A 26,643-nucleotide genomic window follows, 5' to 3' on the forward strand; every position below is an offset into this window, starting at 1 on the left:
ACCCTTGTGATTTTATTGAGCTGCCAAAATTCGATAATAAGCGTTACTTTGATTATAGCGTCGCGATCCAAAAGAAATTTATAAAAGCCATTTCTGAAAACAAAGCCCCAAGCGCGGACATATTCTTTTTTTTGCTTCACGGACGTCGAAAAAATGAAGTATTAAGTTTAAAATTTAGCGATATAAATTTTAAAACTAGGACTTATACGATCCCGTTTAAAATTAATAAGGCTAAGCGCGATATGGTCTATAAAATGAGCGACGAGCTTTATAATAGGCTTTTTCGTAGATATATTGCTGCAAAAAATAAAAATATGCTTAACGGTTATGTATTTGTAAATCCGCAAACGGGCGAAAAGTATCAAGACTTACGAAAAAGCTGGAATTCTCTTTTAAAAAGAAATAATCTACCTAAAATCAGGCTGCACGACATCAGGCATCTAATCGGCACATATTCGATCAATTATCTTAAAATTCCCGTCGAGCAAGTATCTTTTACGCTTGGCCATACAAATATCACGACTACGCAAAAATACATTACCGCGAACGTCAAAAAATCCAAAGAAACTATTGAAAATTTGTTGCATTCCGTTTCAGAATAAATTAAGTAAGATTTTTAGAGCTTTCAAACACCGATAAATAGGGCGTTTGGTTGCGGAGGACGGATTTGAACCGCCGACCTTCGGGTTATGAGCCCGACGAGCTACCGCTGCTCTACTCCGCGATAAAAGGGGAAGTTTGAGTGGATGGGGTAAGAGGATTCGAACCTCTGAATGATTGGACCAAAACCAATTGCCTTACCGCTTGGCGATACCCCAACGTTTCAAAAAGAGACGTGATTATAACCATTTTTGTATGTTTTGTCAAGGAAATTTTTAAAATTTAGCCGAAATTTTGGCTAAATTTATAAAATTTCTCTCTGTCCTTTTGCGTTAAGCGAACTTAAAACGCCCATTTTTTCCATTTGCTCCAAAATATTCGCCGAGCGGTTATAACCTACGTTCAAGCGACGCTGCAAGTAGCTAATAGACGTCTTTTTTTCGCTTAGCACGATCTCTTTGGCCTCTTCGTAGAGCTCGTCTAGCTCGCCCGCGATCGCGGTACCGCCGCCTGCGCCGCCGCTAGCGCCCTCCTCGGCTAGAAATCTCTCGTCGTAGACCACCTCTTGCTGCGCTTTTAGGAAATTTACGATCGTGTCGATCTCTTTTTCGCTAGCAAAGGGCGCGTGCAGTCTGATGACGCCGGGACTTCCCGGAGGCGTAAATAGCATATCGCCGCGTCCTAGCAGGCTCTCCGCACCCATTTGATCTAGGATTACCTTGCTGTCGATGCGCTGACCGACGCGGTAACTGATACGGCTAGGTAAATTTGCCTTGATTAGCCCCGTCACGACATCCACGCTAGGGCGCTGGGTGGCTACGATGAGATGTATGCCGCTAGCCCTAGCCATCTGCGCCAGGCGCCCGATGTATAGCTCCACGTCCTTGCCGCTAGTCATCATGAGATCTGCTAGCTCGTCGATGATCACGACGATGTAGGGAAACTGCTCGCCGCCTTCTTCTTTCATCTTTTCGTTGTAGCTTTCGATGTTTTTCGTGCGCGTGTGGCTCATGATTTTATAGCGGCGCTCCATCTCGGCGACCATATTTGATAGCGCGGTGATGGCCTGCTTAGCCTGCGTGATAACCGGAGTTAGCAGGTGCGGGATGTCGTTATAGATGCTAAACTCAAGCATCTTTGGATCTATCATCATCAGACGCAGCGTCTGCGGACTGTTGCGATATAGCAAGCTTAGCAGCATTGCGTTTATGCCTACGCTCTTACCCGAGCCCGTCGTTCCCGCGATTAGCAGGTGAGGCAGCTTTTTTAGATCGGTGATAAATGGCGCGCCGACGATATCCTTGCCTAGCGCGATAGTTAGCGGACTACTCGAGTTTTTGAAAACTTCGCTATCTAAAATTTCTTTTAGGTAGATGGTTTCGATATTTTGGTTCGGCACCTCGATGCCTACGACGTCTTTGCCGGGTATGGGCGCTTGGATGCGGATAGTCTGCGCGCGCAGAGCCATCGCGAGGTCGTCTTGCAGGGTTAAAATTTTACTTACCTTGATATGCGGCGCAGGGCGAAACTCAAACGTCGTGACGATCGGCCCCGTGTACGTTCGCACGACGTCGCCGTCTATTTTAAATTTACGCAGTTTATCGAGCAGATCGGAGATCTTTTGATCGATTTCGGCTTCGTTTACGCTGTTTGAGCGCCTCGGCGGGTCGGCTAAAAATTTAAGCGGCGGCAACGCAAAATCCTTAGGCTTTTCGACCTTACCTTTTTCGATTTGTTCGAGTAGTTTTTTGTTTTCGGCGACTTCGCTTAGGATCTCGACGCCGTTTATATTTTTTCTTACGTACGTAGGCTCGTCAAGCTTTTCTAACTCGCTTAGATCGATATTTAAATTTTCGCCCTTATCTTCGCTTAAATTTTCATCTCTCGCACCGACTTCCACATTTTCGGCGTTTTGCGAAATTTCGGCTTGCGGCGCCTTTTTTACCTGCTTTTTGCGCTCCTCGTTAGGCGTTAAATTTTGCCTAGCTTGCGGCGCGGTCTCTTGCTTTTGCTCGTTTTCTTCTCTCAGACGCGTCTCGTTATCTACGAAAGCATGCCTTAAAACCGCTATAAAATCTTCTCCGAAAATCAGTCCCAAAGAGATGATAAAAAGCATTAAAATACAGACGCAAGTGCCGATCGCGCCTATTACGTCTTTGAGCGCAGCGTTGATATATCCGCCGACCGCGCCGCCGCTTTGAGCCGAGACGGAAATTGATTGCAACATTAAAAAAGCCAGCAAAAACAAAAAAATCCCCATTAAAAACTGCGAAAATTCTAAATCAAACCCTTTAAAATTTTTATAAATTACGTAAGCTAAGGCGATTAGCAAAAACGGGTAGACGTAGGCGAAAAGCCCGAAAAGGCGAAAATTTCCCTCGCCTATAAATTTACCGACCGAACCTACGAAATCGGCGGTCGGAGCAATCGTAGCGATACCGAAAAATATTAAAACGCAAGTAACGACTGTTAAGATTGATTGGCGTAAAATGATAAATCCTTTGAAATTTAAAAGCCAGATTATAGCACGCTAACTTTAAAATTTCAAAGAAGCGCCCGAGCGAGCGCTTAATTACATATAATTTAAAAGGCTTAGCTGGTTGATTTTAGAAGTCGCCGAAAGCATCGCCTGATAAGAGAGCGTCTTTTGCGTAAAATTTAGATACGCTTCGGCGTAATCGGCGTCTATAACTTCGTTTTTAACCGTCTGAACGTTTACTTTCATCGTAGTCGCGCGCTCGTTAGTCGTAGTTATTAGCTTCGTCATCGAGCCGATTTTAGTCGTACTTTTATTTACGTGATCCATCAGGTGGTCGATGCGCTCGATCGCGCCTTGCATGCCGGTATTTCTAGGATCGCCGTGCTCCGAACTAGCACGGTAATAGCCGTGTCTGACCGCATCTATCATTTTATTTAGATCGTCGAATATATTAACCCCCGGCTCGTCGATCGTAATAGCGTTATTTGCAGAAAATTTAAATGCCGATCCGCCACCTTGGCTAGTGGCGGGCGTAGTACCCGTGCTGTCGCCGTAAAACGTCTGCACGTTTGCAGTTTCTTCATACATCGATAATTCCACTTTCGTCTTTGCAGTGGTTTTATCCGTAAGCGAAATTTTACCCTTGTCCGTCATCTCGACTTCGACCGCGCCTTTACTAAGTCCTATCGCCGTTTGATACTGCGCGTAGGTCGTGCCGGCCGGTAAATTTTCGCTGGCTACCATACCGATGATGTCGTTAATTTGTCTATACGTCACGTCTTTGGTTTGCGTTTTTAACTGGCCTGTCGGGTTTAGCGGCGAGTTATATTCGCTAGCGTGCCACACGTCGAACGGCCCCGACGTAACGCCGGTAGCAACGTCCGTTACGCTAAATTTCGCCGTTTGCGCCGTAGGAACGGCTGGCGGATTAGCCTCGTGTCCTAGATCGATGCTGACTTTAAATTTTCTACCGTTAATAGAAGTAATATCCATACCGATTTTTTTGTCGTCGATATTGTATCTATCGGTCGGATTGCCGTAGCTATCGTTATATCTTACCTTCGTTCCCGCCGCCTCGCTTATCGTAGTAGACGCCGTCGCGTACGCTCCGCTAGCGCGCGCGATTTGCGTGATATTTCCCGTCACTTGATTGTCTTTTTTGTCAAATCTCACTCTATCGTAGTCGAAAGAATTAGTCGCGCTACCGTTATTATCGTAAAATTTACTCTTCGTAAAATCGGTAATATGAACGTTGCCCGCGTTTGCCTGCGTTTCTAGCGCCGCCATAGAGTTTTGGCTAGCTGGCGACGTGCCTGCCGCATCTGCGGCAATAGCTCCCGCAAGCCCCGCTTTATTAGGCGAAATTTGCGTTGCGGCTACCATTTGAAAATCTAGCGTCTGATTACCCTTCGTAAGGTCTTTTACGTTAATTTGCCCGTCGTTATTGATAGAAACTTCGACTACTTTTGAAGTCGCGGTATTTCCGAATTCCATTCCGATTTTATCTAGCAGTCCTTGTATGCTAGACTCCGCCGTCATCGAAAATTTGCTATTAAAGCTCGTTCCGTCCGTTTTCGTGCCTTGCAGATAAAAATAGGTATTGGGAAAATTTACGTTTGAGTCGCGAAAATCGTAATCGCGGTTGATGCTAGGATTTGCGCTCGCGCTATCGCTAGCGTATTTCATTCCTATCATATCTTTGATCTTACTATCTTCGTTTAAGTATTTAGGCGCTTCGTCTAATCCCGCTCTTCTATTATCTACTAGGCTTACGTTCGTGGTTAATTTCTTGTTATAGTCGTTATCCGAGCCTAGAAACAAGTCGCGACCGGGGATATTATAAGGCAATTCGACCTGTGCTCCGCCGTGCGTTTTCATCTGATCGTTGTTGCCCTGATATTTGCCGCTACCGTTAATCGGCTTGGTATCCACCGCGCTACCGGAAAATAAAAACTGCCCGTTTATCGAAGTGTTCGCGATATTCATCAAGTGATTGCGGATACCTTCTAGATCGTTTGCTAGCGCTTGCAACGAGGTCTCGCTATGCACGTCACTAGCGGCTTGGATGAGCTTGGTTTTAAAATTTTCAAGCTGCTTTTCAAAAGACTGCAACGCTTTGTCGGTATTTTTTGAAAAATTTACAGACTTTGAAGTGGCTTCTAAAACCTGATCTAGCGTTGTAATCTCGTAATCAAGCCTCATTGCGTCGTTATACGTCGTCGCGTCCTCGTAAGACTGCTGGATTTTAAGCCCGCTTGAAATTTGTTGATGATGTTTGTTTATGCCCGCCATGCCTTTTTGGTAATCGTAAAGCGTCTGACTGTGTTTTAGCTGATTGGTCATTCTCATTTTAAAATCCTAAAATTTTATTTACGCTAACAAGCAAATTTAATTCCTATTTGGCTAGTATCGGACGATATTTAAATTCCTTTATATTATAATGTGCGTTTTAAAGGATAAAAATGAAAATTTTATTTTCCCCCAGCGAGAACAAGAGCAAAATTTCAAACGGCAAGAAGCTTTGTGTAGAAAAACTGATTTTTCCGCATTTATACGAAAAACGGCTAGGAATTTTAAAAAGCTACGACAATTTTATCGGCTCGGCAAGCGACAAGGAACTTTGCAAACTATTCGGATTTAAAAATTTAAGCGGCGAAGACGGCCTGCGTAAAAGTATATTTAAAAAAGGCTGCGCAAAGGCGGTATTGCGTTACGACGGAACGGCGTACCAAAATTTAGGTTACTTAAATTTAAGCGCGCCCGCGCGAAATTGGATCGAGAAAAACGTGCTTATATTTTCTAATTTATTCGGAATTTTACGCGCGAGCGACGAGATCCCCGAATATAAATTAAAACAAGGCGAAAAATTTAACGGTCTTGATTTGGCTAAATTTTACAGGCTAAATTTTAGCGCCGCAATCGATGAAATTTTAAATAATGACGATGTGATCGATCTTAGAGCGGGATTTTACGAAAAATTTTACGAGATTAAAAAGCCCTATACGAGCTTTAAATTTTTAAAAGACGGCAAGGCGCTAAGCCACTACGCAAAGGCTTATCGCGGCAAAATTTTAAATCTCGCCGCGCAAAATTCGGTCAAAACCGCAGACGAACTAATCGCGTTAAATTTTGAAAATTTAAGGCTCGTCGATATCAAAAAAATCGGGCTAAAAAACGAGCTGCTCTTTGAAATTTGCTAAAATTTCGCCTAAAATTCGCGATTTTTAGAAAAAATTTGCAAAAAAAGGGCTAAAATTCGCAAAAAGCTATTGTGTTTTTTTGAAAAACGTTGTAAAATGCGCGATCGTAACACTTCAACAAAAGGATAGCTCATGAAAAAAGCTGAATTCATTCAAGCTGTTGCCGAAAAGGCCGGTCTTTCTAAAAAAGACACTACTAGCGCAGTTGACGCTACGCTAGAAACAATCTCTGCGCTACTTACAAAAGGCGATTCTATTAGTTTTATCGGCTTCGGTACTTTTAGTACGGCTGATAGAGCAGCTAGAAAAGCTCGCGTTCCCGGAACTAAAAAAGTAATCGACGTTCCTGCTAGCAAAGCCGTAAAATTTAAAGTAGGTAAAAAACTTAAAGAAGACGTAGCTAACGCTAAAAAAGCTAAGAAAAAATAATTTAGCTTGGTTTTAGGCTCGCTAAACGGCGAGCCTTTTTTATTTTTAATCGTTTTTACATTATGCCTGAGTGGTGAAACTGGTAGACGCGCCAGACTCAAAATCTGGTAAGGGCAACCTTGTGTCGGTTCGAGTCCGACCTCAGGCACCATTGCTTTTTTAAAGCCCATAAAATCCACTAAAATACGCACTTTATAAAAATATTTAAGTTCGAAAAAACCGCGAAATAGTAATAGAAATAGGTTAAAACTTCCTTCTTTTACTTCCTTTCCTATTTTAAATTTCATAGTAACGCAAATTTTACCGATACGATGCCGAAAAATTACTGGCCGATTTTAAAGTCTCTAAAATTCTCGAATTTTACGGCAAAATCACAAAATAGCGTATTTTACGCCTATCATCAAATACTAAATTTCACAAACAATTAACCTGCATTTAATCTTTACGCTACTATAATTTGCGCTTAAAAATTTTAAGAGTTAGTATTATGAATTTCGTCCCTTTATTTTCAATATTCGTATTGATCGCGACCGGTTTTTTTGCTAAAAAAATAGGCCTTCTAGAACAAAAACACTCCATTTTATTCGTCGATTTCGTACTTTGCTTTGCCATTCCGGCGTTAATTTTCGATAAAGTCTATCACGTAAATATCGACGCATCTCTGATAAACACCATAGCGACGGGCTTTGGATCTACGTTAGTAGGTGCGCTAGTCGCGCTGGCTTTGGGCTGGGCGCTAAAATTTTCAAAAGCCACCGTCGTAAGTATGGTCATGCTTAGTCTTTTCGGCAACACCTTATTCGTAGGTATGCCCGTAGTTCAGGGTTTCTTCGGCGACGAGGTACTAAACGAAGTTATCTTTTACGACCAGCTAGCTACTTCTATCCCGCTTTCTATCCTAGGGCCTCTCATCTTATCTTTCGGCGCGCCGGAAAAGGTCTCGCTTTTTCAAAATGCATTGAAAGTGCTAAAATTTCCGCCTTTTATCGCACTGATTTGCGCCTTTTGCTTTAAAGAAATTCCGCTTCCGGATTTCATATTCGCACCGCTTAGAATGTTTGAGGGCAGCGTCACGCCCGTAGCGCTCTTTGCGATCGGCGTCGGGCTAAATTTTTCAAGCATAGCAAGCTCTTACAAAAGCGTCAGCGTCGTTTTATTTTGCAAAATGATAGTGCCTGTGGCAGTCTTTTTCGTGGTCACTAAAATTTTAGGCGTGCAGATAAATCACACTTGGCTCGTCGGACTTTTTCAATGCGCGATGCCGCCGATGGTGCTAGCAAGCGCTATGGTTATGAAGGCGGGACTTGATAGCTCGCTAGCCATATCCGCCGTAGCGATGGGCGTCGGTTTTAGCTTTATCGCGTTTCCGATTTATTCTTTGCTGTTTATGTAAATTTCACGTTCGCTTCACTCTTTGTCGCTACTATTTCATTAAATCTTTTTTAAAGGAGACAAAATGAAAAAGTTAGTTCTAGTCGCGCTTGGCGCAATGGTGGTAAGTTCGGTAGTATTTGGCGCCGATATGGCTATGGAGAAAAAGGACGGCATGATGGAGCCCAAAAAGGAAATGTCTAGCGACATGAAAAAGGACGACATGGCCATGAAGAAAAGCGACAGCATGAAAAAGGACGACATGTCCATGAAAAAAGGCGACAGCATGAAAAAAGATGACATGTCTATGAAAGAAATGAAAGACGATACGAAAAAAGGAATGTAATGGCTAAAATTTTGCTCGCGGAGGACGACGAAACGCTACTTGAAATGATAAGCGAGTATCTACATGAAAATGGCTTTGAAGTGGTTGCTTGCTTGGATGCTAAAAGTGCGTTAGATGCGACTTACGAGCAAAATTTCGATATTTTGGTTCTTGACGTAAAACTCCCCAAGGGCGACGGGTTTTCTCTTTTGTCGTCCTTACGCGCTGCGGGTATCGATGCTCCGGCAATATTTACTACCTCTTTAAACGACGTAGACGATGTAGAAGCGGGTTTTAAAAGCGGCTGCGACGATTATTTAAAAAAGCCATATGAGCTAAAAGAGCTATTAATCCGCATTAAATCGCTTTTAAAAAGAAATTTTAGCCATTTAAGCGGCGATTTTATCCAGCTTGAAGGCGGGTTTAAATTTTGTCCGCAAAGTAAAATTTTAACCAAAAATAACGAGCAAATCGCGCTTTCAAATAAAGAAAGCGAACTTTTAGCGCTATTTTTACAAAACAAAAACCGCCTTTTAAGCAAAGACGAAATTTTCGCTAAAATTTGGGCTTTTAGCGACGAGCCTAGCGAGCAGAGTCTGCGCGTCTATATCAAAAATATACGCCGAATTTTAGGAAAAGACGCGATCGTCAATAAACGCTCCGACGGATACGTCTATGTCTGAAAAAGCCAAAATTCTGGCTAAAATTCTATCCCTTTATCTGATAACTAGCCTACTTTTTTTAGGCTATTTTTTCAAAACCGATTACGATATGAAAAAAGAAGCGCTTATTTTGGGCGAAGTTAAAAATTTAAAAGAGATAAAGATGGGAATTTACATGCAAGCGCGCATAAACGGTCTTGATGGGGTTAGAAAACTTACCCAAGACAAAGGCGTAAAAACTTGCATTTTAATGCCTGGCAATAAAATATTTTACGCAGACGAGTCATGCGAAAACCCCGCGCAAAATATATTTATTAAAGATGGCAGAGTTGCAATTTTTGAACCTATACAAAGCATGGACGCAAACGCGTCAGATGGGCTTGCGCTCGCCAACATAGTGCTGACGGGTAAGAGCGTGAAGGCTGAAATTCTTACCTTACGCATAAAAACCGCACTAAATTTATGCGCTTCGCTAGCGGCGATTATGATCGTGGCGTTTTTCCTAGCTAGGCTTGCGTTGATGCCGCTTTATGCCAAAATCGCAGCATTAAATCGCTTCATAAAAGACTCGACGCACGAGATCAAAACTCCGCTTAGCGTCATTTTAATGAGTATTGAAACGACGGATAAATCAAATTTTAACGAGCGAAATTTAAAGCGCCTAAATAACATCGAGCTAGCCGCAAAAAGCCTTAGCGCGATATACGACGGGCTTGTAATGCTAAGTTTTAACGCAAAAAAGCACAGCAAAAAAGAGCTAATTGACCTTAAAAAACTAACTACGCAAAGACTTGAATACTTTGCGCCTTTTTTTGCCAAACGCAAGCTAAATTTAAGCATAAAACTAGATCCTGCCAGCATAAATGCAAATCAAGAAGAGATGTCGAAAATTTTGGATAATCTACTAGCAAATACCGTAAAATACACAAATTTAGGCGGGTATGCGCAAGTGATCTTACACCAAAACTATCTTGAAATAACAAATAGCGGCGAGGGGATAGATAAGGCGGCTCAAAGTAAAATTTTTGAACGATATGTGCGGTTTAACGAAGATGCGGGAGGCTTTGGCATAGGTCTTGCGCTAGTTAAGCAGTGTTGCGAAAAAAACGGCATAAAAGTAAGCTGTCAAAGCGAACCGCAAAAAGAGACGAAATTTACGCTTGTTTGGTAATAAATTCGCGCGTAAATTTCGGGTGGTCTGACGGTGGGATTGCAGCGCTAGGCGGCGAAGCATATAAACGGCTCGCGCGGAGCGGACTTTGTGCAATTTTGCTTGGGCAGTTTATCTTAAACGATCTACGTTTTATCCTCGCAAAATTTTACTCTTGCGACTGCGCCTTTGGTTTTCCGATTTAAATTTTAGCGCCCGCTACCTATCGCCGCACTCAAAAGCAAAATAGGCGCCGCGCCTAACGGAGCCCTTCACAGCTAGAATTTCTCATAGCCACAGGTATCGTCAAGATATTTACAACCCCAACTAGCGCTTTTAGCGGTCGCCATGCTCTTTGTATACGGCAAAAGCTAAACTCGCGCCGCCTCTCTCTCGTAAAATTTCATTATCTTTTTATGCGCCAAAAGCGAGGCGTAGAGTATCGCGGCGCCAAAGGCGAGGCGCAGCAAATCCGCGTCCTTGTGCCAAAATACCAAATTCACGACGATCGCGGCCGGGATTAGCGCGTTATTCATAATCGCAAGCACACCGCTATCGACCTCGCAAGCGCCCTTATTCCATAAATAATACCCTAGCCCGCTAGCGCCCGCGCCCAGCCAAAGCAAGACTAAAATTTGCGTCAGATCGGGCGTAATTTTCTCGAAATTTCCAAAAGCCGCAAAAGCCGCGAGCGTAACGGCTAGCGCGCCGAAATGAAAATATCCGAACGTCTCTTTTTGGCTCGCATTTTCGTATTTTTCTAGCAAAATTTTATACGCGCTCTGCCCGAAGCCAAAGCACAAATTCGCCGCCTGCACGAGCAAAAAGCCCGTTAAAAAGCCCGCGTTTACGTTTCCGTATTTAATCACTAACGCGCCCGCGACAGCGACTGCGACGCTAATTAGATAAAGTTTGCGAAATTTAAAGCTAAAAGCGTCGTAAACCAGCGTCACGTAAAACGGCGTAAATATCGTAAATAGCGCGACTTCGGGCACGCTAAGATACAAAAACGAATTGTAATAAAAAAGATACATAGCCCCGATCTGCACCGCGCCGATCGCCGCCGTGCCTAACGCCAGACCCGCCGGTACGCCGCGAAATTTAGTAAACGGCAAAAATACGAGCGACGCCAGCGCCACGCGCGCGACGACGGCGAAATAAGCGTCAAGCTTGCCCGCGATAAATTCGCCGATCAAACTAAAACTAAACGCCCACAAAATCGTAACGAATAATAGCTTTTTCACTCTTTTATCCTTTTTGCGATATCCTCGCCGCTTTCAAAGAGATATTCGAGCTTTTTTATCTCCGCTTCGTCGCGGTCTAGGATAAAATTTAGCTCGTTTTGGAATTCTTTGTTTAATAAAAACAAAAATTCGCCGTATTTTTTATCGCCGCGGGCGTAAATTCGCGCTAAATTTTGAAAAACGGGCTGCGTATCTTTACGTTCTAGCTCGGCTATTTGCAGTCTCGCGTTTAGCTCTTTTATACTAGCTTCAAGCGAACCTAGTTTCGCCCTAAGCGCGTTTTTAGCGTCGTTTAGATCAAGCGCGGCTTTTTGCTTTTCGATGCGAGCCTTTTGCTCCTCGCGGCTAACGGTTAAGCTATCGGGCAAATTCCACTTAAACTCGATCATAGGTTTATTATTTGCCGCGTATTTACTTATGACCTCCGAAGTCGTTTTATCGGAAGTTTTAAAGCTATCGTTGTCTAGATATTGCGTGTCTTTTAGATAAATTTTAGGCATTATTTTGCTAGCTTGCTTATCGTTTGCGCTTTGTTTCGCCCCTAGCGCGTGCTCTTTTGCATAAAGCGCCGCGTTCGTCGCCTCGCGAGAGAAATCTGGCGTTTCAATCGTGCTACCATCGATAAAATCAAGCTCGCCGTTTGAAAGTAAATTTATGCGCGATTTTAGCTCGGTTTGTTTTAACCCAAGCTCTTCCAGCTCGCTTTTTGCCGCGTTTAAAGCAGCGCTAAGCCCTTCGAATTCGCTCGCGTCTATCTCTTTAAATTCCAGCCAAAATTGCGCGTCAAAGAGTAAATTTTCTAAAATTTCCGCCCGCGCTTTTTCGAGATTTATTAGCGAATTTACCGCTACGGCGTTAAAATAGATTTTACCTATTAAAAGCGCGGTTAAATTTTTAAATTCTTCGTTTTTATAAACCTGCTCGCTATTTTGGCGTAGCAAGATTTCGCTCGCTGCCTCGCTCGCTCCGCCGTCAAATAACAAATACTCGATCTTTGCCGTGACGCCTCCGGTTTTGGTTACGTATCCGCCCTGCTCTTTGGGGATAAAGGTATATCTTGCGTCGATTTTAAAATTTAGACGGCTATCTTGGGCGCCCTCTTGCGGTTTTTTACTAAAATCGCGCAAATTTCGAAGTTCGGCGCTTTGCGCAAGCGCCAAAATTTCGCTCAAATTTCCGCCCAAAAGCGCGCAGGAGAACGCTACTTGTAAGATTAAAATTCTCATAACTAATGAAAGCTTTTTACGAGATTTCCGACGAGCAAATTCCACCCATCCACGAGTACGAAAATAAGCAATTTAAAGGGTAACGAGATCATTACCGGCGGCAGCATCATCATACCCATCGCCATTAGCACCGAGCTTACGACCATATCGATGACTAAAAACGGCAAATAAAGCAAAAACGCGATTTCAAACGACGTTTTTAGCTCGCTTATCATAAACGCGCTCATAGCGATCGTTAAAGGAATTTCGTCGACGTTTGCGGGATTTGGCAAATTTCTAATGCGAAAAAATAGCGCCAAATCCTTCTCGCGCGTATTTCTTAGCATAAAATCCTTAAACGGCTTCGCACTTTTTTCAAACATCTCTTCATAGCCGATTTGCTCGTTTAGATAGGGTTTTACGCCCTGTTCGTAGCTTTCTTTGCCGACGGGCTCCATTATAAAGAAAGTAAGTACCATCGCAAGCGAGATGATAACGGTAGAAGGCGGAACGGTCTGCGTTCCCATCGCTTGGCGCAAAAATGAAAATACGATAACCAGCCGCAAAAACGACGTCATCATAAATATTAACCCCGGCGCCAAAGCCAAAATCGTTAAAAATATTAAAACGTTTAGCGAATTTACCAGCTGCTGCGGCGATGACGGCGAGCTAAGGCTTAAATTTACGGTAGGCAGCGCCTGTTCGGCACCCAAAACCGTACAAAAAAGCCCTGCAAAAACAAAGACCAGTAGCGCCCTCATCGGCTATTTTTCCATATCGAGCACGCTTTTTTTAGCCGCGTCTCTTTGTTTTCTATCTAACGAAACGAAGTGAATTTCTACGCGATTGTTTTTTGCTCTGCCCTCAGGCGTAGCGTTACTAGCAAAAGGCTCGTACGACGCGCGACCGGAGGCAATCAAGCGTTTGGCGTCCACGCCGTTATTCATTAACTCTTCGACCACGCTTATCGCTCGCGCGGTAGATAGCTGCCAATTATCGGTAAAGCCCGAATTCGCGCTCGGCTTTTCATCGTCGGTATATCCGATGACGTCGGTTTTAACTTCGCTTGGCATCTTGGCTACGACCATCGAGATTCGCTTTAAAAATAGCCTTGCGTCGTCGCTTTCGATGGTCGCTTTATCTCGCTCAAATAGCAAGCTTGCGGGTAGCCTTAAAATAAAGCCGTCCTCGCTCTCTTCCATACTAAGCTCGGGCGAGCCGCTGGCGGCTAGCAGCTCGTTGATAACCTTAACGGTGCCGGCCATTTCCTCTTTGCCGTTTTTGTCTTTATTGGTTTTGGTTATTTTGCTTTGCGCTTCAGTTTCACGCTGATCTTGTACTTCTGGGCGCGCTCCGCCTTCTAACACGCCCAAAGCTCCGGCTAGCGAGCCGACAGCGGCTTCCATCTTTTTAGCGTCCATCGTCGCCATAGAAAGTAGCAAAACGAAAAAGCAAAGCAACAGCGACATAAGGTCGCCGAACGTCGCCAGCCACTCGGGCATGCATTTAGGGCACTCTTCGGGTTTAATTAATTTCGCCATTTAAATTTTACTCGAACTGGCTTTTTCGCTCTTTCGGAGGCAAGAACGCGAGCAGTTTAGCTTCCAGCGTGCGCGGGTTGTCGCCCGATTGTATCGCCATTATACCTTCGATTACGACTTGTTTTTCCAGCGCCTCGTCGCCGTCTCTGATAGATAAGATATTCGCCACCGGCGCGCCGATAATGTTACCGATCATCGCGCCGTATAACGTCGTAAGGAGAGCGACCGCCATCGAAGGACCTATCGCGCTAGGATCTGACATGTTAAGTAGCATCGCGACCAGACCGATTAGCGTTCCGATCATTCCCATCGCGCCCGCAAATCCGCCCACTTGCTCGAAAATTTTAATATTTCCGCCGTGCCTAGCGCTTGACTGTTCCATATCGATTTCAAGCAGCGCCCTAATAGCATCGGGCTCGTTACCGTCCACCGCCATTGAAAGCCCTTTTTTTAAAAATAAATTCGTCTCGTTATTTACGTCCGTTTCTAGGGCTAAAATTCCGTCTCGGCGCGCTTTCGTCGAGTAATCGACGAGTTTTTTAATGGTCTCGGGTAAATTTACCAGTTGCGGCTTTACCGCTATGCCGTAAAATTTGCCGATACCTTTTAGAGTATCCATCTTAAAGCCGACCATCATAACGCCGATAGTACCGCCTACGACGATCATTACGGACGGGATATCGATATACGGACCGACGCCCACGCCTATCGCCATAGAACCGACGAGCAATATCATAGTTAAAGCCCAACCGACAACGGTTCCTAAATCCATTTTAACTCGCTTTTTAATAGTGTAATTTAAAGGGCCTATTTTATTTAGTTTTAGTTGAAAATAACGTAAATTTAAAAATTTTATTTGCCAAATTTCGATAAAATCGACCGAAATTTTTAAAAAGGCTATAAATAATGAACGACACCTCAGTGATAATTCTAGCCGCCGGACTCGGCACGAGAATGAAATCCGCGCGCCCGAAGGTATTATTCGAACTTTGCGGCGAACCGATGATAATCCATGTTTTAAAACAAGCCTACTCCGTCTCAAACGACGTTAGCGTAGTACTTTACTACGAAAAGGAAAAAATCGAATCCGTTATAAAAAATATTTTTCCGCAAACTAAAATTTACGCGCAAGATTTGGCGAATTTTCCAGGTACCGCAGGCGCGCTAAAAAACGTTGAATTATCAGGCAAGAAAATCATCGTAACCTGCGGAGATATGCCGCTCGTTAAAGCGACTGACCTTATGCGGTTAGCCGCAAACGACGCGGATATCTCGCTTAGCGTTTTTGAGGCGGCAGACCCCTACGGATACGGCCGCGTCATCATAAATAACGGCAAAGTAGAAGCCATCGTCGAGCAAAAAGACGCGACCGAAACGCAAAAAATGATAAAAAGCGCAAACGCCGGCTGCTACTGCTTTAAAAGCGAGGTTTTGCGCGAGATTTTGCCACTCATCGGCAACGAAAACTCGCAGAAAGAATTCTACCTAACCGACGCGATAAAAATCGCAAACGAGCGCGGCCTAAAATGCTGGGCCATCAGCGTCGAAGAGCAAAATTTCATGGGTATAAACGATAAATTTCAGCTCAGCATAGCAGAAAATTTGATGCAGGACGAGATCAAGAAAAATTTGATGAAAAGCGGCGTGCTAATGCGTCTGCCAAATAGTATTTACATCGATGCTAGAGCAAAATTTGAAGGCGAATGCGTAATCGAAGAAAACGTAAGCATCATCGGAGAGTGCGTCATCAAAAACTCCGTCATCAAAAGCGGCTCGGTCGTAGAAAACTCCGTCGTCGAGGACTCGGACGTCGGCCCGTTAGCGCACCTGCGCCCAAAATGCGAGATTAAAAACACTCACATCGGAAATTTCGTCGAGCTAAAGGCGGCGAGACTAAACGGCGTCAAGGCGGGCCACCTAAGCTATCTGGGCGACTGCGAGATAGGCTCCGGCACAAACGTAGGCTGCGGCACGATCACGTGCAACTACGACGGCAAAGCCAAGCATAAAACGATAATCGGCAAAAACGTCTTTATCGGCTCGGACACCCAGCTAGTAGCCCCCGTAAAAGTCGGTGACGACGTGCTAATAGCTGCAGGAAGCACCGTAACTAGCGACGTACCAAGCGGCGCTCTAGCCATCAGCCGCACGAAACAGGTAAATAAGGAAGGCTTTTTTTATAAATTTTTTAACGACGCAAAAAGCGACGAAAATGCTAAAAAATAAAAAAATTTTGCTCGCGGTTTGCGGCAGTATCGCGTTTTATAAGGCTTATGAGATCTTATCCGCGCTAAAAAAAGAGGGTGCGGACGTGCGCGTTATGCTTAGCGAAGGGGCGCTTAAATTTTGCTCGGGAGCGGGCTTTGAAGCGCTATGTGAGCATAAAATTTTAACCTCGCGCACGGAGAGTTGGCAGGACGGACTAAATCACATCGCCTACGCCAAAACCGATCTTATCTTGATCGCGCCCGCGAGCGTAAATACGATAAACAAGCTTGCAAGCGGCATTTGCGATAACGTTTTCATGCAGACTCTGATCGCTAGCCCGGCTCCCCTACTCATCGCGCCCGCGGCCAACGACAAAATGATAAATCACTTCGCCACGCGCAAAAATTTCGAGTTTTTAGCGGCAAACGGTGCGAGATTTATCGAGCCGGTAGAAAAAACCCTAGCCTGCGGCGACACGGGCAAAGGCGCGCTGGCAGACGTTTCGACGATAATCTACGAAACCAAAAGAATGCTAACGGAGCCAAAATTTAAAGGACAAAAGGTGGTTGTAACGGGCGGCGCCACGAGCGAAAAGATCGACGACGTAAGAGCCGTGACGAATCTATCCAGCGGTAAGATGTCGCGAGCACTTGCCGACGCATTTTACTACGCGGGTGCGGACGTGACGCTGATAGCTAGCTTTGAGACGGCGAACGCGCCCTATAAAACGCTCAAATTTCAAAGCTCGGCGGAGCTAAAAGAGCTACTGCACGCAAATTTGACGGACGCAAATTTGCTCGCGATGGCGGCTGCAGTTAGCGACTACGTTCCAAAAACCAAATTTGAAGGCAAGCTAAAAAAGCAAAACTTAGGCGAAATTTGGACGCTAGAGCTAGCGCAAAATGACGATGTTTTGGGCTCTTTGGCGGATTTTAAAAACGTCAAAAAAATCGGCTTTAAAATGGAAACGGACGCCGCAAACGCCATGCAAAACGCGAAAAATATGCTCGAAAAAAAGAGCCTAGACGCCATTTGCCTAAACGTGCTGGGCGGCGATATAAATTTCGGCTCCGATAGCACGCAAATCACCTTTATCACGCATCGCGGCGCACAAAATATCGCGCTAACGTCCAAAGAGGACGCGGCGCGGCAAATCGTAAATTTAGCAAGCACGCTATGATAAATCCCGTCTCACGAGTGCAAAAAATCGCAAGCGGCGGCGCTGGCACGGCTCTAAACGCGAACCTACCCATCAGTATCAAAGTCGCCGAAAAGACGGGCTACAATCGATACAATCTCAAAATGGGCAACAAAATCCTAAGCACGAAAAGCATGAAAAGCCTCGACGTGGACGGCGAATACTGGGGCGAGATCGCAAGCGGCACCGAAAATATTGTGATAAGAAATCTCTTTAAAAAGCCGAATTTAGCCTACGCCGCGCCTGAGGGACTCGCGCTGATAGAAAGACTGATAAGCGAGCCCGATCTAAACTGGTTTTATGAATATATATTTAACGGTCTTAGCGCGGCAGACTCGCGAGAAACGTTTGAAAATCTAGCCCAGATGCTGCTTGCGCTGCAAAAAAATATCATTAATATTTCGTTTGTTTATAACGGCGCAAAAGGCGTTTTCCAGATGAAATTTGACGGCGCCCGCACGAGTCAAATTTACCTCGTTTTTTCAAATTTCGCTCCGATTATTTTCACGCTAAAGGGCGGGCAAATAATCAGTGCACAAACGCCGTTTGACAAGGTTGCTAGGCTATTGCGAGACGAGTTTGACTGCGAAGTGCAAACGACGCAAAACATCGCCGCTTTTTTTGATCCAAGCGGCAAAATAATTGATTTTAAGGGCTAAAATGAACGAGCTAAATCACCTAGCTATCATCATGGACGGCAACGGCAGATGGGCTAAGCGCCGCGGTTTGCTACGCACCAAAGGGCACGAAACGGGCGCGAACGTCGTGGAGCAGATGTGCGAGTTTTGCATCGACGAGGGCGTGGCGGTGCTGAGTCTATACGCATTTAGCACCGAAAATTGGAAGCGTCCAAAGAGCGAAGTGGCGTTTTTGATGGAGCTTTTGCATAAATTTTTGCTCTCAAAACGCGAGAGCTTTATCAAAAACGGCATCAAATTTAACGTTATCGGCGACGAAAGTCCGCTAAGCGACAAGCTAAAAAACGAGATTAAGGAGATCAAAAACGCAACCGCGCAAAACTCTAGGCTAAAGCTAAATTTGGCCCTAAACTACGGCGCAAAAGATGAAATTTTAAGAGCCTTTAGAAGATTTTGCGAAAAAAACGGAGGAGAGTTTGACGCCCAAAATCTAGCTCTAAATTTAAGCGAAGATAACCTGCAAGCCTGCCTTGATGAGCCCGTGCCCATCGACCTTCTCGTGCGCACCGGCGGCGAGCAAAGACTATCAAATTTTATGCTTTGGCAGGCTAGCTACGCCGAGTTTGCCTTTACGCCCACGCTTTGGCCTGATTTTACGAGAGAAGAGCTTGGCGAGATAGTCGCAAATTTCCGCGGCAAGAACAGACGCTTCGGCGGGTTGTAACCTGTTTTTAAAGCTTTTTTGCGTAAAATCGCACATTTAAATTTTAGGATTTATAATGGAAATTTTTGAAATTTTAGCGGTCGTATTTTTTATTTTCGGTATCTGCGTAGGCTCGTTTTGCAACGTTCTAATCTACCGCTTGCCGCGCGGCGAGAGCGTAAATTTCCCCGCTTCGCACTGCCAAAGCTGCAACTCGCCTTTAAAATTTTATCACAACGTCCCGATATTTTCATGGCTATTTTTGCGCGGAAGATGCGCGTTTTGTAAAGAAAAAATTAGTATCCAATACCCGTTAGTCGAGTTTTTTAGCGGGGTTTTGGCGCTGGTAAGCCTTTTTATAGAATGCGGCGCTATTTGGGGCGACGGCGAAATTTTAACCGCGCAAAGCGTCTTTAATGCCGCGATTTCGGCGCTTTGTTTCATCAGCTTGCTTTCTCTTTCGATAATCGATCTACGCTACAAAGCCGTCCCCGACGCGCTTCTTTACGCGGCGACTTTATTCGCGCTAGCCTATGCGGGGGGTATGGTTTTTTGGAGCGGCGAGTGGGACGCGCTGCTAAATGCGGGTTATTTCGCGCTTGGATTTTGGCTGCTACGCGCGGGCGTGAGCCTAGCGATGAAGCGCGAGGCAATGGGTAGCGCGGATATTTTTATCGCGGCGGTAATCGGCGCTATTTTGCCTTGGAAACTTGCCCTTGCGGCGATTTATATAGCCGCGATTTTAACGCTACCCGCATACGCGGCGGTGCAAAAAAAGGGCTACGAGCTAGCCTTCGTACCGTTTTTGGCGGCGGGACTTTTTATTACCTACGTCTTTAAAACGCAAATTTTTAGTCTTTTGGGCAGCCTTTTATGAGTCGCGTAAACCGCTACCTTCTCTACAACTTTTTAAGCACTTTCGCATCGCTATTTAGCACGCTTTTTCTTATAATGTCGATCGTGTTTTTTATCCAGATCGCGCGCGTGACGTCGTATATCGAGATTAGCTTTTTCGAGCTGGTAAAACTCTATACTTTTATGCTTCCGCGCGTGCTTCTTTTCGTAGTTCCGATCGCCTTTTTTATTGCGCTTGCCATGACGCTTTTTAGGCTTTCCAAAGAAAACGAAAGCATCGTGATTTTTACCTTGGGAAGCTCGCCCGCGCTAATCGCGCGATTTTTTTTAATATTTGCCGGAATTTTAAGCGCGGCGCTGCTAGTTATCGCGCTTGTTATGATTCCGACTGCGGCCGGACTAAACGCGAATTTTATCTCTTATAAAAAGACGGTAGCGAAGCTAAATTTAAAGCCGACGCAGTTTGGTCAAAAATTCTCCGACTGGCTGGTCTATATCGGCGCCGAAAAGAGCGACGAAAACGGCACGGTATACGAAGACGCCGTGATGTTTAACCCAAGCGCGGCGGAAAACACCCAGCGCCTAATAGTAGCTAAAAACGCCAGAATAACCAATGCCAACGCAAATATCGAGCTTTCGCTGGACAACGGCAAAATTTACGATATAAAGCCCGAAATTTACCATCAAAGCGATTTTAAAACGCTAAAAATTTCCGCTAGGCAAGACGAGCATATTAGCGAAGCCGGCGGCGTAAAAGAGTATTGGCTAGCCGCAAAGACTAGCGACAAGCGTAAAAAAGATCTAACCACTTACGCGCTAGTCGCGCTTTTCCCGCTAGCAAGCACGCTTTTTGCCGTAAGTCTAGGCATAGTAACCTACCGCTACGAAAAGGGAGCGGTATACGTCGGGACGTTTTGCGTGCTCTTTGCCTACTTTGCGCTTATAATGCTTCTAGGTTCGCATCCCGCAGTCGCAATCCCGTCGATATTTTTCGCATTTTTAACGGGCGGCTTTTTCTTTTATAAGCTCAAAATCGCCAGAAGATATTGATGAAAATCGCGCTCGTTTTCAGCTATGACGGCTCGAAATTTCAAGGCTCGCAGACGCAGTCGCACGAAAACGGCGTAGAAGACGCCCTTGCGCGGGCGCTAGCTCACGTAGGAATTTTTAACCGCCCGACGTCAAGCTCGCGCACGGACAAAGGCGTGCATGCCGATAATCAAGTAGCCCACGTTCTTTGCGGGGATCATTTTAGCGACTTTTCGCGACTTGCGGGGCTAATCAATCGCCACGCCCATCCTCATATTCACGTTAAAAAAATTTTCGCCGTCGCGGATGATTTTCACGCCAGATACGACGCGTCTGCGAGGACGTATCGCTATATCATAGATCACGGCGAATTTAACGTTTTTAATGCGAATTACCGCGCGTTTTTACCTAAATTTAGCGCCGCGCGCGCAAACAAGCTGCTTAAAATTTTCATCGGCGAGCACGATTTTAGCTCGTTTATGAAAACGGGTAGCGACGTCAAAAGCCCCGTGCGTAAAATTTATAAGGCGTTTTGCTACGAGCGCGGCGACCGAACGATTATCGTTTTTAAGGCAAACGGCTTTTTACGCGGTCAGGTAAGGCTAATGGTAGCGGCGGTCTTAAAGGCGCTAGAATTTAAAAACGGCGACGAGCTAATCCGCGCGCAGCTAGAAAACCGCGCCGTATTCACGCGCATGCCCGCCCCCGCGCAAGGGCTATATTTAAACCGAGTTCATTATTTTTAATCGGCGAATTTAGACGCGCGCCAAACGCGGCAACGCTAGCGAAAATTCCGTGTACGGCTTAAAATTTTAAGCCACGTTTTGCAAATTTATCCGCACTTGCTCGTCGTCGTTAAATATAAACTCCACCTTGCCGGCGCCGAAGCTCTTTGCTATGGCTTCAAGCGTATCTCTAGCGGATTTGTGAATTTTGCTTTGAAGCTGCGAGATTAGCCGCGCGCTCATTTTTTCTACTTCCGTCCTAGCCTCTTCGATTAGGCGGTTTTTATCCTCCTCGCGAAAGCTCCCGCCGAAAAATCCGTTTAGCGAATCTGGCAGTAAAAACGGGATAAATTTCCCGTTTTTCTCGTCGTAAAATTTCATATTCGCAATTGAAAATTTATACTTGCAAGGCGGCATTTTAACTAGATATTCGCCGTTTGCGACGTTTGAGATTTCAAGCTCCTTGCTCGTTAAATCATAGATAAAATTTATCTCAAACTCAAATATCATAGATAGCTTTTTTTCGCTGATTAGCCAGCGCAGGTACTCTTTGCCGAAATTTCCGAAAGCGTGGTCGGTTTTAGTTACGATCTCTTTGCTATACACCTGAAATACCGACAGCTCGCCGATCGATCTTAGCTGCTCGATCTCGGTGCTTACGCTCGCCTGCACGCCGCTAACGCGCGCTTTGTTTAACTTTACGTTCAGGCGATAGGCGCTAAACGCCGCAGCGGCAAGCAAGAGCGCTAATATAAAATTTAAATATTCAGCCATCGTTTTCCTTTAAAATTTTAACTCGAACTCGTGCCCTTTTAACGTCTTTGCGACCTGCGCTTGGTGGTCGGCGCCTTTGGTTTCAAGCGTAATCGTGATACTCGCATCGCCGTATTCAAGCTCGGTCGAGAAGCGGTCGTAATCGATTTTTACGATATTTGCGTTAGCCTCTTTTAGCGCATCGGTCAGGCTTAAAAGCGCGCCGGGCTTATCGATTAGCGTAACTTGGATTATCATCTTGCGAGAGGATTTGATCAAGCCTTTTTCGATGATGATGGAGAGCATCTGCACGTCGATATTTCCGCCGCTTAATACGATGCCGATTTTAGCGTCCTTATCGTGCTTGATTTTGCCGTGCAGTAGCGCCGCTACGCCCGCCGCGCCCGCGCCTTCTACTACGATCTTTTGGCTTTCTAGTAAAAATAGTATCGCCGTCGCGATCTCTTCGTCGTCTACTTGTACGAACTCATCCGCGCACTCCATAATGTGCGCCAGCGTAACCTCGCTAGCGTCGCGGACGGCGATCCCGTCGGCTATCGTGCGTACGGATTTTGAGTTCGTCGCCTTTTTGGCTTTATAGCTTTCAAACATCGCCGGCGCGCCCTTTGCGCCCACGCATACGACTTTGATTTTAGGATTTTCCTGCTTGACGCAGCTTGCCACGCCGCTAGCTAATCCGCCGCCGCCTACGGGAACGATTATTACGTCTAAATCGCCCACTTCGTCAAGCATTTCAAGCCCTACCGTGCCCTGCCCCGCCTGAACGAACTCGTCGTCAAACGGATGCACGAACGTCATGCCGTGCTCGCGAGCATAGTCCACCGCATAGGCGTATGCTTCGTCGAAGTTGTCGCCCTTTAAAATCACCTCCGCGCCTAGATCTTTCGTACCCGCCACCTTTAAAAGCGGCGTGGATTCTGGCATTACGATGACCGCGCGCGTTTTAAACTCGCGAGCCGATATCGCTACGCCTTGCGCGTGATTGCCCGCGCTTGCGGCGACCACGCCTTTTGCTAGCTCACCAGAGCTTAAATTCGCGATTTTATTATAAGCGCCGCGAATTTTATAAGCACCCGTTCGCTGTAAATTTTCCTCTTTTAGCCATACCTTCGCGCCGCAAATCTCGCTTAATCTCGGACTAAACGCAAAGGGCGTTTTATATACGAAAGCGCTTATTTTGCGCTTTGCCTGAACTATTTTATTTAACGATACCATTTTTTAATTCCTTTAAATTTGCTGTCTTTTCCATGCTCTAATCTTAGCTCTAAACGTCCTAAACGGAGCGACCGTATTTACGCGAATAAATTTATATACCTCCCAGACGGCGGTCTTCGTAGCTTCATCCGCCCAGCGCAGTTCGTCTCTCTTGTCCTCGCCAACGTCTTTAAATTCGCCGATATATTTTCCAAAACTACTTAAAATCTCGGTTTTTAGCTCGTTTTTATCTTTATAAATTTTTCAACGCCTAGCCCTCAAAAGCACGCCGCACTCGATATGCTCCGTATGCGCGAATTGATCGAATACCGCGAATTTCGCCGCTTCATGCGTAGCGTAAAGAGCGCCTAGATCGCGTTTTAGTGTAAGCGGATTACAGGAAATATAAATTATATTTTTGTAGTTTTTGATAAAATTTACGACGCTTTCTTCAAGCCCCGCGCGCGGCGGATCGACTAGAATATGCGTAAAATTAAACGCGCCCAAATCAAGCTCTTTTAACCTGTTAAACTCCCTTTCCCCCGCAAACGCCCGCATCAGTTCGTCCGCGCTCATTCGCAAAAACGAGATATTTTTTACGCCGTTTAGTTCGCAGTTTTTAAGCGCGTTTGCAATCGAACTTTTTGAAATTTCGGTAGCTAAAATGCGGCGAAATTTCTGCGCCAAGGGCACCGTAAAATTTCCGTGTCCGCAGTAAAGCTCTAATAAATCCATGCTTAAATTTTTACGCCCTAAATTTGCACAGCCCGCAGCCCACTCTATCATCTTTTCGTTTACGGCGCGATTAGGCTGAATAAACGCGTTTTCAGATAGACTAAATTCGTAAAATTTACCGCCTATTTCCAGTCGGTCGATCAAATTTAGCTCGCCGCTTAAAATTTTTTGCCCGCGAGAGCGAGCGAGTATCGTTACGCCTAGCTCGCGCGCTAAAATTTTTACCGCTCCTTCGTAGTTTGCGTCAAGCTTTTTGTGATAAAGCAGCGTAGCTAAAATCCCGCTAGAACACGAGATAAACTCGGCACCGAAGAGTCTCTCTCTTAAAATTTCGCTCGCTCTAAGCCCGTTAAGCAACCGCGGCATAATCTCGGCGATTTGTTCGCAGACCTTAGGACACTCGCTTACTAAAATTTTTCTACCTTTTTCGCGCGAGTGCATCGTGTAGTAAATCTCGTCGCTCTCGTGCCAGATGCCAAATTCCGCTCTCGTGCGGTAATTTTGCGGAGTCGAAGCGAAAAATTCGAATTCGCCGCCGTAAAACGGCGCAAATTCCCGCGAGATTAGCTCGCGTTTAAAATTTACCTGCTCGCCGTAAGGCATATCCAGCGTGCAACTGCCGCACGTTCCAAAATGCGCGCACCGCAACTACGCTTCCACCTTCGCGCCGACGTTTTCGTCGACCTTTTTCCCCGCGAATCGCACCAGCGCCCACGTGGCTAGTAAACCGAGCGGCAGCGCGATCCATACGCTAAGCCCGAACGCAACCGGAAGATAACCGACTAATATCGCGACCGCGCCCACTGCAAGAGCGTAAGGCATCTGCGTATTTACGTGCTCGATATGTCCGCATGCCGCGCCCATCGAAGATAGGATAGTAGTGTCCGAAATCGGCGAGCAGTGATCGCCGAATATCGCGCCCGTAAGCACGGCTGAGATATTTACGATCATATACGCGTGCATCGCTTCGCCCGCAAGCTCGTAATGAAGCCCTACGGCGTTTGCTAACGGTATGGCAAGCGGCATTAAAATCCCCATCGTGCCATAGCTGGTACCGGTAGAAAAGCTAATAAACGAACCGAGCACGAAAATGGCCACGGGCAGTAAAAATTTAGGCGTGCTTTGGCTTAGCATATCGACTAGGTAAAGCGACGTGCCTATCTCTTTTATAACAGAGCTTAGCGACCACGCAAGCAGTAAAATAACGACCGTGATAATCATCGTTTTCCAGCCTTTAACCCACGTAGAAATCGCCTCTCTAACGTCGAAAATTTTGCGGTAAACGCTCATAAATATCGCCACGATCGTAGCTAAAAGCGCCGCTTGAAAAAGCGCTACCGAGGAATTTGCGTTACCGAACGTCGCCTGAAGCGTCGTAAAGCTTAGCGGAGTGGCTTTCGCGGCGGCAAGGGCGTCTCCTTCAAGAGAGTTTAGTCCGCTAAAATAAAAGCTTGCAAAAGCGCCGAAAATCAGCACCAAAAGCGGAATAATCGCGTTTGAGGCTTGCGGTGCGATGCCTTCTTTGGGCTCTAGCGTCTTATCCTCGATCTCGGCGATATTTGAAGTTTTAGCATGAATTTCGCCCGCGGCGGCGCGGCGCTCGGCAGCTAGCATAGGCCCGAAATCCCTACGCATAAGCGCTACGTAAACCACGAAAGCAAGCATAAAAAGATTGTAAAAGCGGTACGGCATGGTCTCTACGAAAATCGCGAAAGCGTTTACGTTTTGCACGCCGATATGATCGTAGCCCGCTTTTATCAAAGACACTTCAAGGCCTACCCAAGTAGAGATTATCGCGATACCCGCGATCGGCGCGGCGGTAGCGTCGATAATAAAGGCTAACTTTTCGCGGCTAACTTTAAATTTATCCGTAATCGGGCGCATTACGGGACCTACGATTAAGGCGTTTGCGTAATCGTCGAAAAATACGAAAAGCCCCATAAACCACGTCGAAATTTGCGCCGAAACGCCCGTTTTCGCGCGCTTGCTAATCCAAAGCGCCACGGCTTTCGTGCCGCCGGTTTTGGTAATTAGCGCTACCACGCCGCCGATACAAAGTACCTGCAAAAGTACGCCCGCGTTACCGCTGCTAGCCATAGAAGCAACCACACGCGCCACCAGATCGGTAAAACCGCTTACGAACGCCAAAATAGCGTTATTATCGATAATAGCTAACATATACGTACCGCTAAAAACGCCGATAAAAAGCGATAAAATCACGTCTTTGGTAATAAAAGCGAGCGCGATCGCTACGACGGGCGGTATAAGCGTCCAGAAGCCGAAAAATTCAGCGTTTTTCTGCCTGGTCGCCTCGTCCACGGCAAAAAGAGCGACCGAAAAGAGCGCCAGTAATAAAAATTTCCTCATTTTTTTCCTTT

The 26,643-nt window shown here is 45.6% G+C and carries 25 protein-coding genes, 3 tRNA genes and 1 pseudogene; 15 read left to right on the forward strand and 14 right to left on the reverse strand.

The window, feature by feature from the left end:
• The coding region (locus QZ147_RS00590; RefSeq protein ID WP_295146097.1) for a tyrosine-type recombinase/integrase at window positions 1-602 on the forward strand (602 nt) is incomplete at its 5' end.
• A 47-nt stretch (window positions 603-649) separates the two neighbouring features.
• Here the strand turns inward: QZ147_RS00590 and QZ147_RS00595 are convergent.
• The 4 genes from QZ147_RS00595 to flgL all read right to left on the reverse strand — a co-directional run bounded on the left by QZ147_RS00595 (window position 650) and on the right by flgL (window position 5,428).
• A tRNA-Met gene (locus QZ147_RS00595) sits at window positions 650-724 on the reverse strand.
• Window positions 725-743: 19 nt separating this feature from the next.
• A tRNA-Gln gene (locus QZ147_RS00600) sits at window positions 744-818 on the reverse strand.
• Between the two features lie 86 nt (window positions 819-904).
• Complete coding sequence (locus tag QZ147_RS00605; protein WP_295146144.1) at window positions 905-3,049, reverse strand: DNA translocase FtsK; 2,145 nt, start codon at window positions 3,047-3,049, stop codon at window positions 905-907.
• A gap of 123 nt (window positions 3,050-3,172) precedes the next feature.
• Window positions 3,173-5,428 (reverse strand): flagellar hook-associated protein FlgL, encoded by a 2,256-nt coding sequence (gene flgL, locus QZ147_RS00610; protein ID WP_295146098.1) that lies wholly within the window; start codon window positions 5,426-5,428, stop codon window positions 3,173-3,175.
• Window positions 5,429-5,541: 113 nt separating this feature from the next.
• Here flgL and QZ147_RS00615 point away from each other — a divergent pair, with 113 nt between their 5' ends.
• From QZ147_RS00615 to QZ147_RS00645, 7 genes are all read left to right on the forward strand, one after another.
• Window positions 5,542-6,279: a YaaA family protein gene (locus QZ147_RS00615; protein WP_295146100.1), complete on the forward strand. Its 738-nt coding sequence runs from the start codon at window positions 5,542-5,544 to the stop codon at window positions 6,277-6,279.
• Between the two features lie 132 nt (window positions 6,280-6,411).
• The gene (locus QZ147_RS00620) at window positions 6,412-6,708 is read left to right on the forward strand and encodes an HU family DNA-binding protein (protein WP_295146101.1); all 297 of its coding nucleotides are present in this window, start codon (window positions 6,412-6,414) and stop codon (window positions 6,706-6,708) included.
• A gap of 64 nt (window positions 6,709-6,772) precedes the next feature.
• Window positions 6,773-6,859: transfer RNA gene (locus QZ147_RS00625), tRNA-Leu, on the forward strand.
• Between the two features lie 336 nt (window positions 6,860-7,195).
• Window positions 7,196-8,101, forward strand: a complete 906-nt coding sequence (locus QZ147_RS00630) for an AEC family transporter (RefSeq protein WP_295146102.1) — start codon at window positions 7,196-7,198, stop codon at window positions 8,099-8,101.
• Window positions 8,102-8,164: 63 nt separating this feature from the next.
• Window positions 8,165-8,425, forward strand: a complete 261-nt coding sequence (locus QZ147_RS00635) for a hypothetical protein (RefSeq protein ID WP_295146103.1) — start codon at window positions 8,165-8,167, stop codon at window positions 8,423-8,425.
• A complete protein-coding gene (locus QZ147_RS00640; RefSeq protein WP_295146105.1) occupies window positions 8,425-9,087 on the forward strand; it encodes a response regulator transcription factor in 663 nt (220 codons plus the stop codon). Before QZ147_RS00635 ends, QZ147_RS00640 begins: the two co-directional genes overlap by 1 nt.
• Window positions 9,080-10,237 carry a HAMP domain-containing sensor histidine kinase gene (locus QZ147_RS00645; RefSeq protein WP_295146107.1) on the forward strand — a complete coding sequence of 386 codons (1,158 nt, stop codon included), beginning with the start codon at window positions 9,080-9,082 and terminating at the stop codon, window positions 10,235-10,237. The genes QZ147_RS00640 and QZ147_RS00645 overlap by 8 nt, the downstream gene beginning before the upstream one ends.
• Window positions 10,238-10,587: 350 nt before the next feature.
• Here QZ147_RS00645 and QZ147_RS00650 read toward each other — a convergent pair whose 3' ends face one another.
• From QZ147_RS00650 to QZ147_RS00670, 5 genes are read right to left on the reverse strand one after another with little or no spacing between them, the layout of a single operon-like run.
• Window positions 10,588-11,460, reverse strand: a complete 873-nt coding sequence (locus tag QZ147_RS00650; protein WP_295146109.1) for an EamA family transporter — start codon at window positions 11,458-11,460, stop codon at window positions 10,588-10,590.
• Window positions 11,457-12,686, reverse strand: a complete 1,230-nt coding sequence (locus QZ147_RS00655) for a TolC family protein (RefSeq protein ID WP_295146111.1) — start codon at window positions 12,684-12,686, stop codon at window positions 11,457-11,459. Before QZ147_RS00655 ends, QZ147_RS00650 begins: the two co-directional genes overlap by 4 nt.
• A gap of 2 nt (window positions 12,687-12,688) precedes the next feature.
• Window positions 12,689-13,426 carry a flagellar type III secretion system pore protein FliP gene (fliP, locus tag QZ147_RS00660; RefSeq protein ID WP_295146112.1) on the reverse strand — a complete coding sequence of 246 codons (738 nt, stop codon included), beginning with the start codon at window positions 13,424-13,426 and terminating at the stop codon, window positions 12,689-12,691.
• A gap of 3 nt (window positions 13,427-13,429) precedes the next feature.
• Complete coding sequence (locus QZ147_RS00665) at window positions 13,430-14,206, reverse strand: flagellar motor protein MotB (RefSeq protein WP_295146114.1); 777 nt, start codon at window positions 14,204-14,206, stop codon at window positions 13,430-13,432.
• A gap of 7 nt (window positions 14,207-14,213) precedes the next feature.
• Window positions 14,214-14,978 (reverse strand): motility protein A, encoded by a 765-nt coding sequence (locus tag QZ147_RS00670; protein ID WP_295146116.1) that lies wholly within the window; start codon window positions 14,976-14,978, stop codon window positions 14,214-14,216.
• Between the two features lie 131 nt (window positions 14,979-15,109).
• On the opposite strand from QZ147_RS00670, the gene glmU reads away from it, so the two are divergent.
• Genes glmU through truA form a run of 7 tightly spaced genes read left to right on the forward strand, consistent with a single transcriptional unit; the run spans window position 15,110 to window position 21,583 of the window.
• On the forward strand, window positions 15,110-16,432 hold the full coding sequence (gene glmU, locus QZ147_RS00675; RefSeq protein ID WP_295146145.1) for a bifunctional UDP-N-acetylglucosamine diphosphorylase/glucosamine-1-phosphate N-acetyltransferase GlmU: 1,323 nt from the start codon (window positions 15,110-15,112) through the stop codon (window positions 16,430-16,432).
• The gene (gene coaBC, locus QZ147_RS00680; protein ID WP_295146117.1) at window positions 16,419-17,594 is read left to right on the forward strand and encodes a bifunctional phosphopantothenoylcysteine decarboxylase/phosphopantothenate--cysteine ligase CoaBC; all 1,176 of its coding nucleotides are present in this window, start codon (window positions 16,419-16,421) and stop codon (window positions 17,592-17,594) included. Before glmU ends, coaBC begins: the two co-directional genes overlap by 14 nt.
• Complete coding sequence (locus QZ147_RS00685; protein ID WP_295146119.1) at window positions 17,591-18,271, forward strand: hypothetical protein; 681 nt, start codon at window positions 17,591-17,593, stop codon at window positions 18,269-18,271. The genes coaBC and QZ147_RS00685 overlap by 4 nt, the downstream gene beginning before the upstream one ends.
• Before the next feature lies 1 nt (window position 18,272).
• Window positions 18,273-18,974, forward strand: coding sequence for a polyprenyl diphosphate synthase (gene uppS / locus QZ147_RS00690; protein ID WP_295146120.1), 702 nt, complete (start codon window positions 18,273-18,275; stop codon window positions 18,972-18,974).
• Window positions 18,975-19,029: 55 nt separating this feature from the next.
• Window positions 19,030-19,830 (forward strand): A24 family peptidase, encoded by an 801-nt coding sequence (locus tag QZ147_RS00695; protein ID WP_295146122.1) that lies wholly within the window; start codon window positions 19,030-19,032, stop codon window positions 19,828-19,830.
• Complete coding sequence (locus QZ147_RS00700) at window positions 19,827-20,858, forward strand: LptF/LptG family permease (protein WP_295146123.1); 1,032 nt, start codon at window positions 19,827-19,829, stop codon at window positions 20,856-20,858. Before QZ147_RS00695 ends, QZ147_RS00700 begins: the two co-directional genes overlap by 4 nt.
• Complete coding sequence (gene truA / locus QZ147_RS00705; protein ID WP_295146125.1) at window positions 20,858-21,583, forward strand: tRNA pseudouridine(38-40) synthase TruA; 726 nt, start codon at window positions 20,858-20,860, stop codon at window positions 21,581-21,583. Before QZ147_RS00700 ends, truA begins: the two co-directional genes overlap by 1 nt.
• A gap of 66 nt (window positions 21,584-21,649) precedes the next feature.
• On the opposite strand, the gene QZ147_RS00710 is transcribed toward truA, so the two are convergent.
• The 5 genes and pseudogenes from QZ147_RS00710 to QZ147_RS00730 all read right to left on the reverse strand — a co-directional run bounded on the left by QZ147_RS00710 (window position 21,650) and on the right by QZ147_RS00730 (window position 26,632).
• Window positions 21,650-22,336 carry a DUF4230 domain-containing protein gene (locus tag QZ147_RS00710; RefSeq protein WP_295146127.1) on the reverse strand — a complete coding sequence of 229 codons (687 nt, stop codon included), beginning with the start codon at window positions 22,334-22,336 and terminating at the stop codon, window positions 21,650-21,652.
• Window positions 22,337-22,345: 9 nt separating this feature from the next.
• Window positions 22,346-23,551 carry a threonine ammonia-lyase gene (gene ilvA, locus QZ147_RS00715; RefSeq protein ID WP_295146128.1) on the reverse strand — a complete coding sequence of 402 codons (1,206 nt, stop codon included), beginning with the start codon at window positions 23,549-23,551 and terminating at the stop codon, window positions 22,346-22,348.
• A 12-nt stretch (window positions 23,552-23,563) separates the two neighbouring features.
• Window positions 23,564-23,689: pseudogene (locus tag QZ147_RS00720) on the reverse strand (ClbS/DfsB family four-helix bundle protein); the annotation flags it as partial.
• A 105-nt stretch (window positions 23,690-23,794) separates the two neighbouring features.
• On the reverse strand, window positions 23,795-24,913 hold the full coding sequence (gene trmA / locus QZ147_RS00725) for a tRNA (uridine(54)-C5)-methyltransferase TrmA (protein WP_295146129.1): 1,119 nt from the start codon (window positions 24,911-24,913) through the stop codon (window positions 23,795-23,797).
• Complete coding sequence (locus QZ147_RS00730) at window positions 24,914-26,632, reverse strand: Na+/H+ antiporter NhaC family protein (RefSeq protein ID WP_295146131.1); 1,719 nt, start codon at window positions 26,630-26,632, stop codon at window positions 24,914-24,916.
• Between the last annotated feature and the right edge of the window lie 11 nt (window positions 26,633-26,643).

Origin of the sequence: uncultured Campylobacter sp., from assembly GCF_905371695.1 — a bacterium.
Classification (GTDB): Bacteria; Campylobacterota; Campylobacteria; order Campylobacterales; family Campylobacteraceae; genus Campylobacter_A.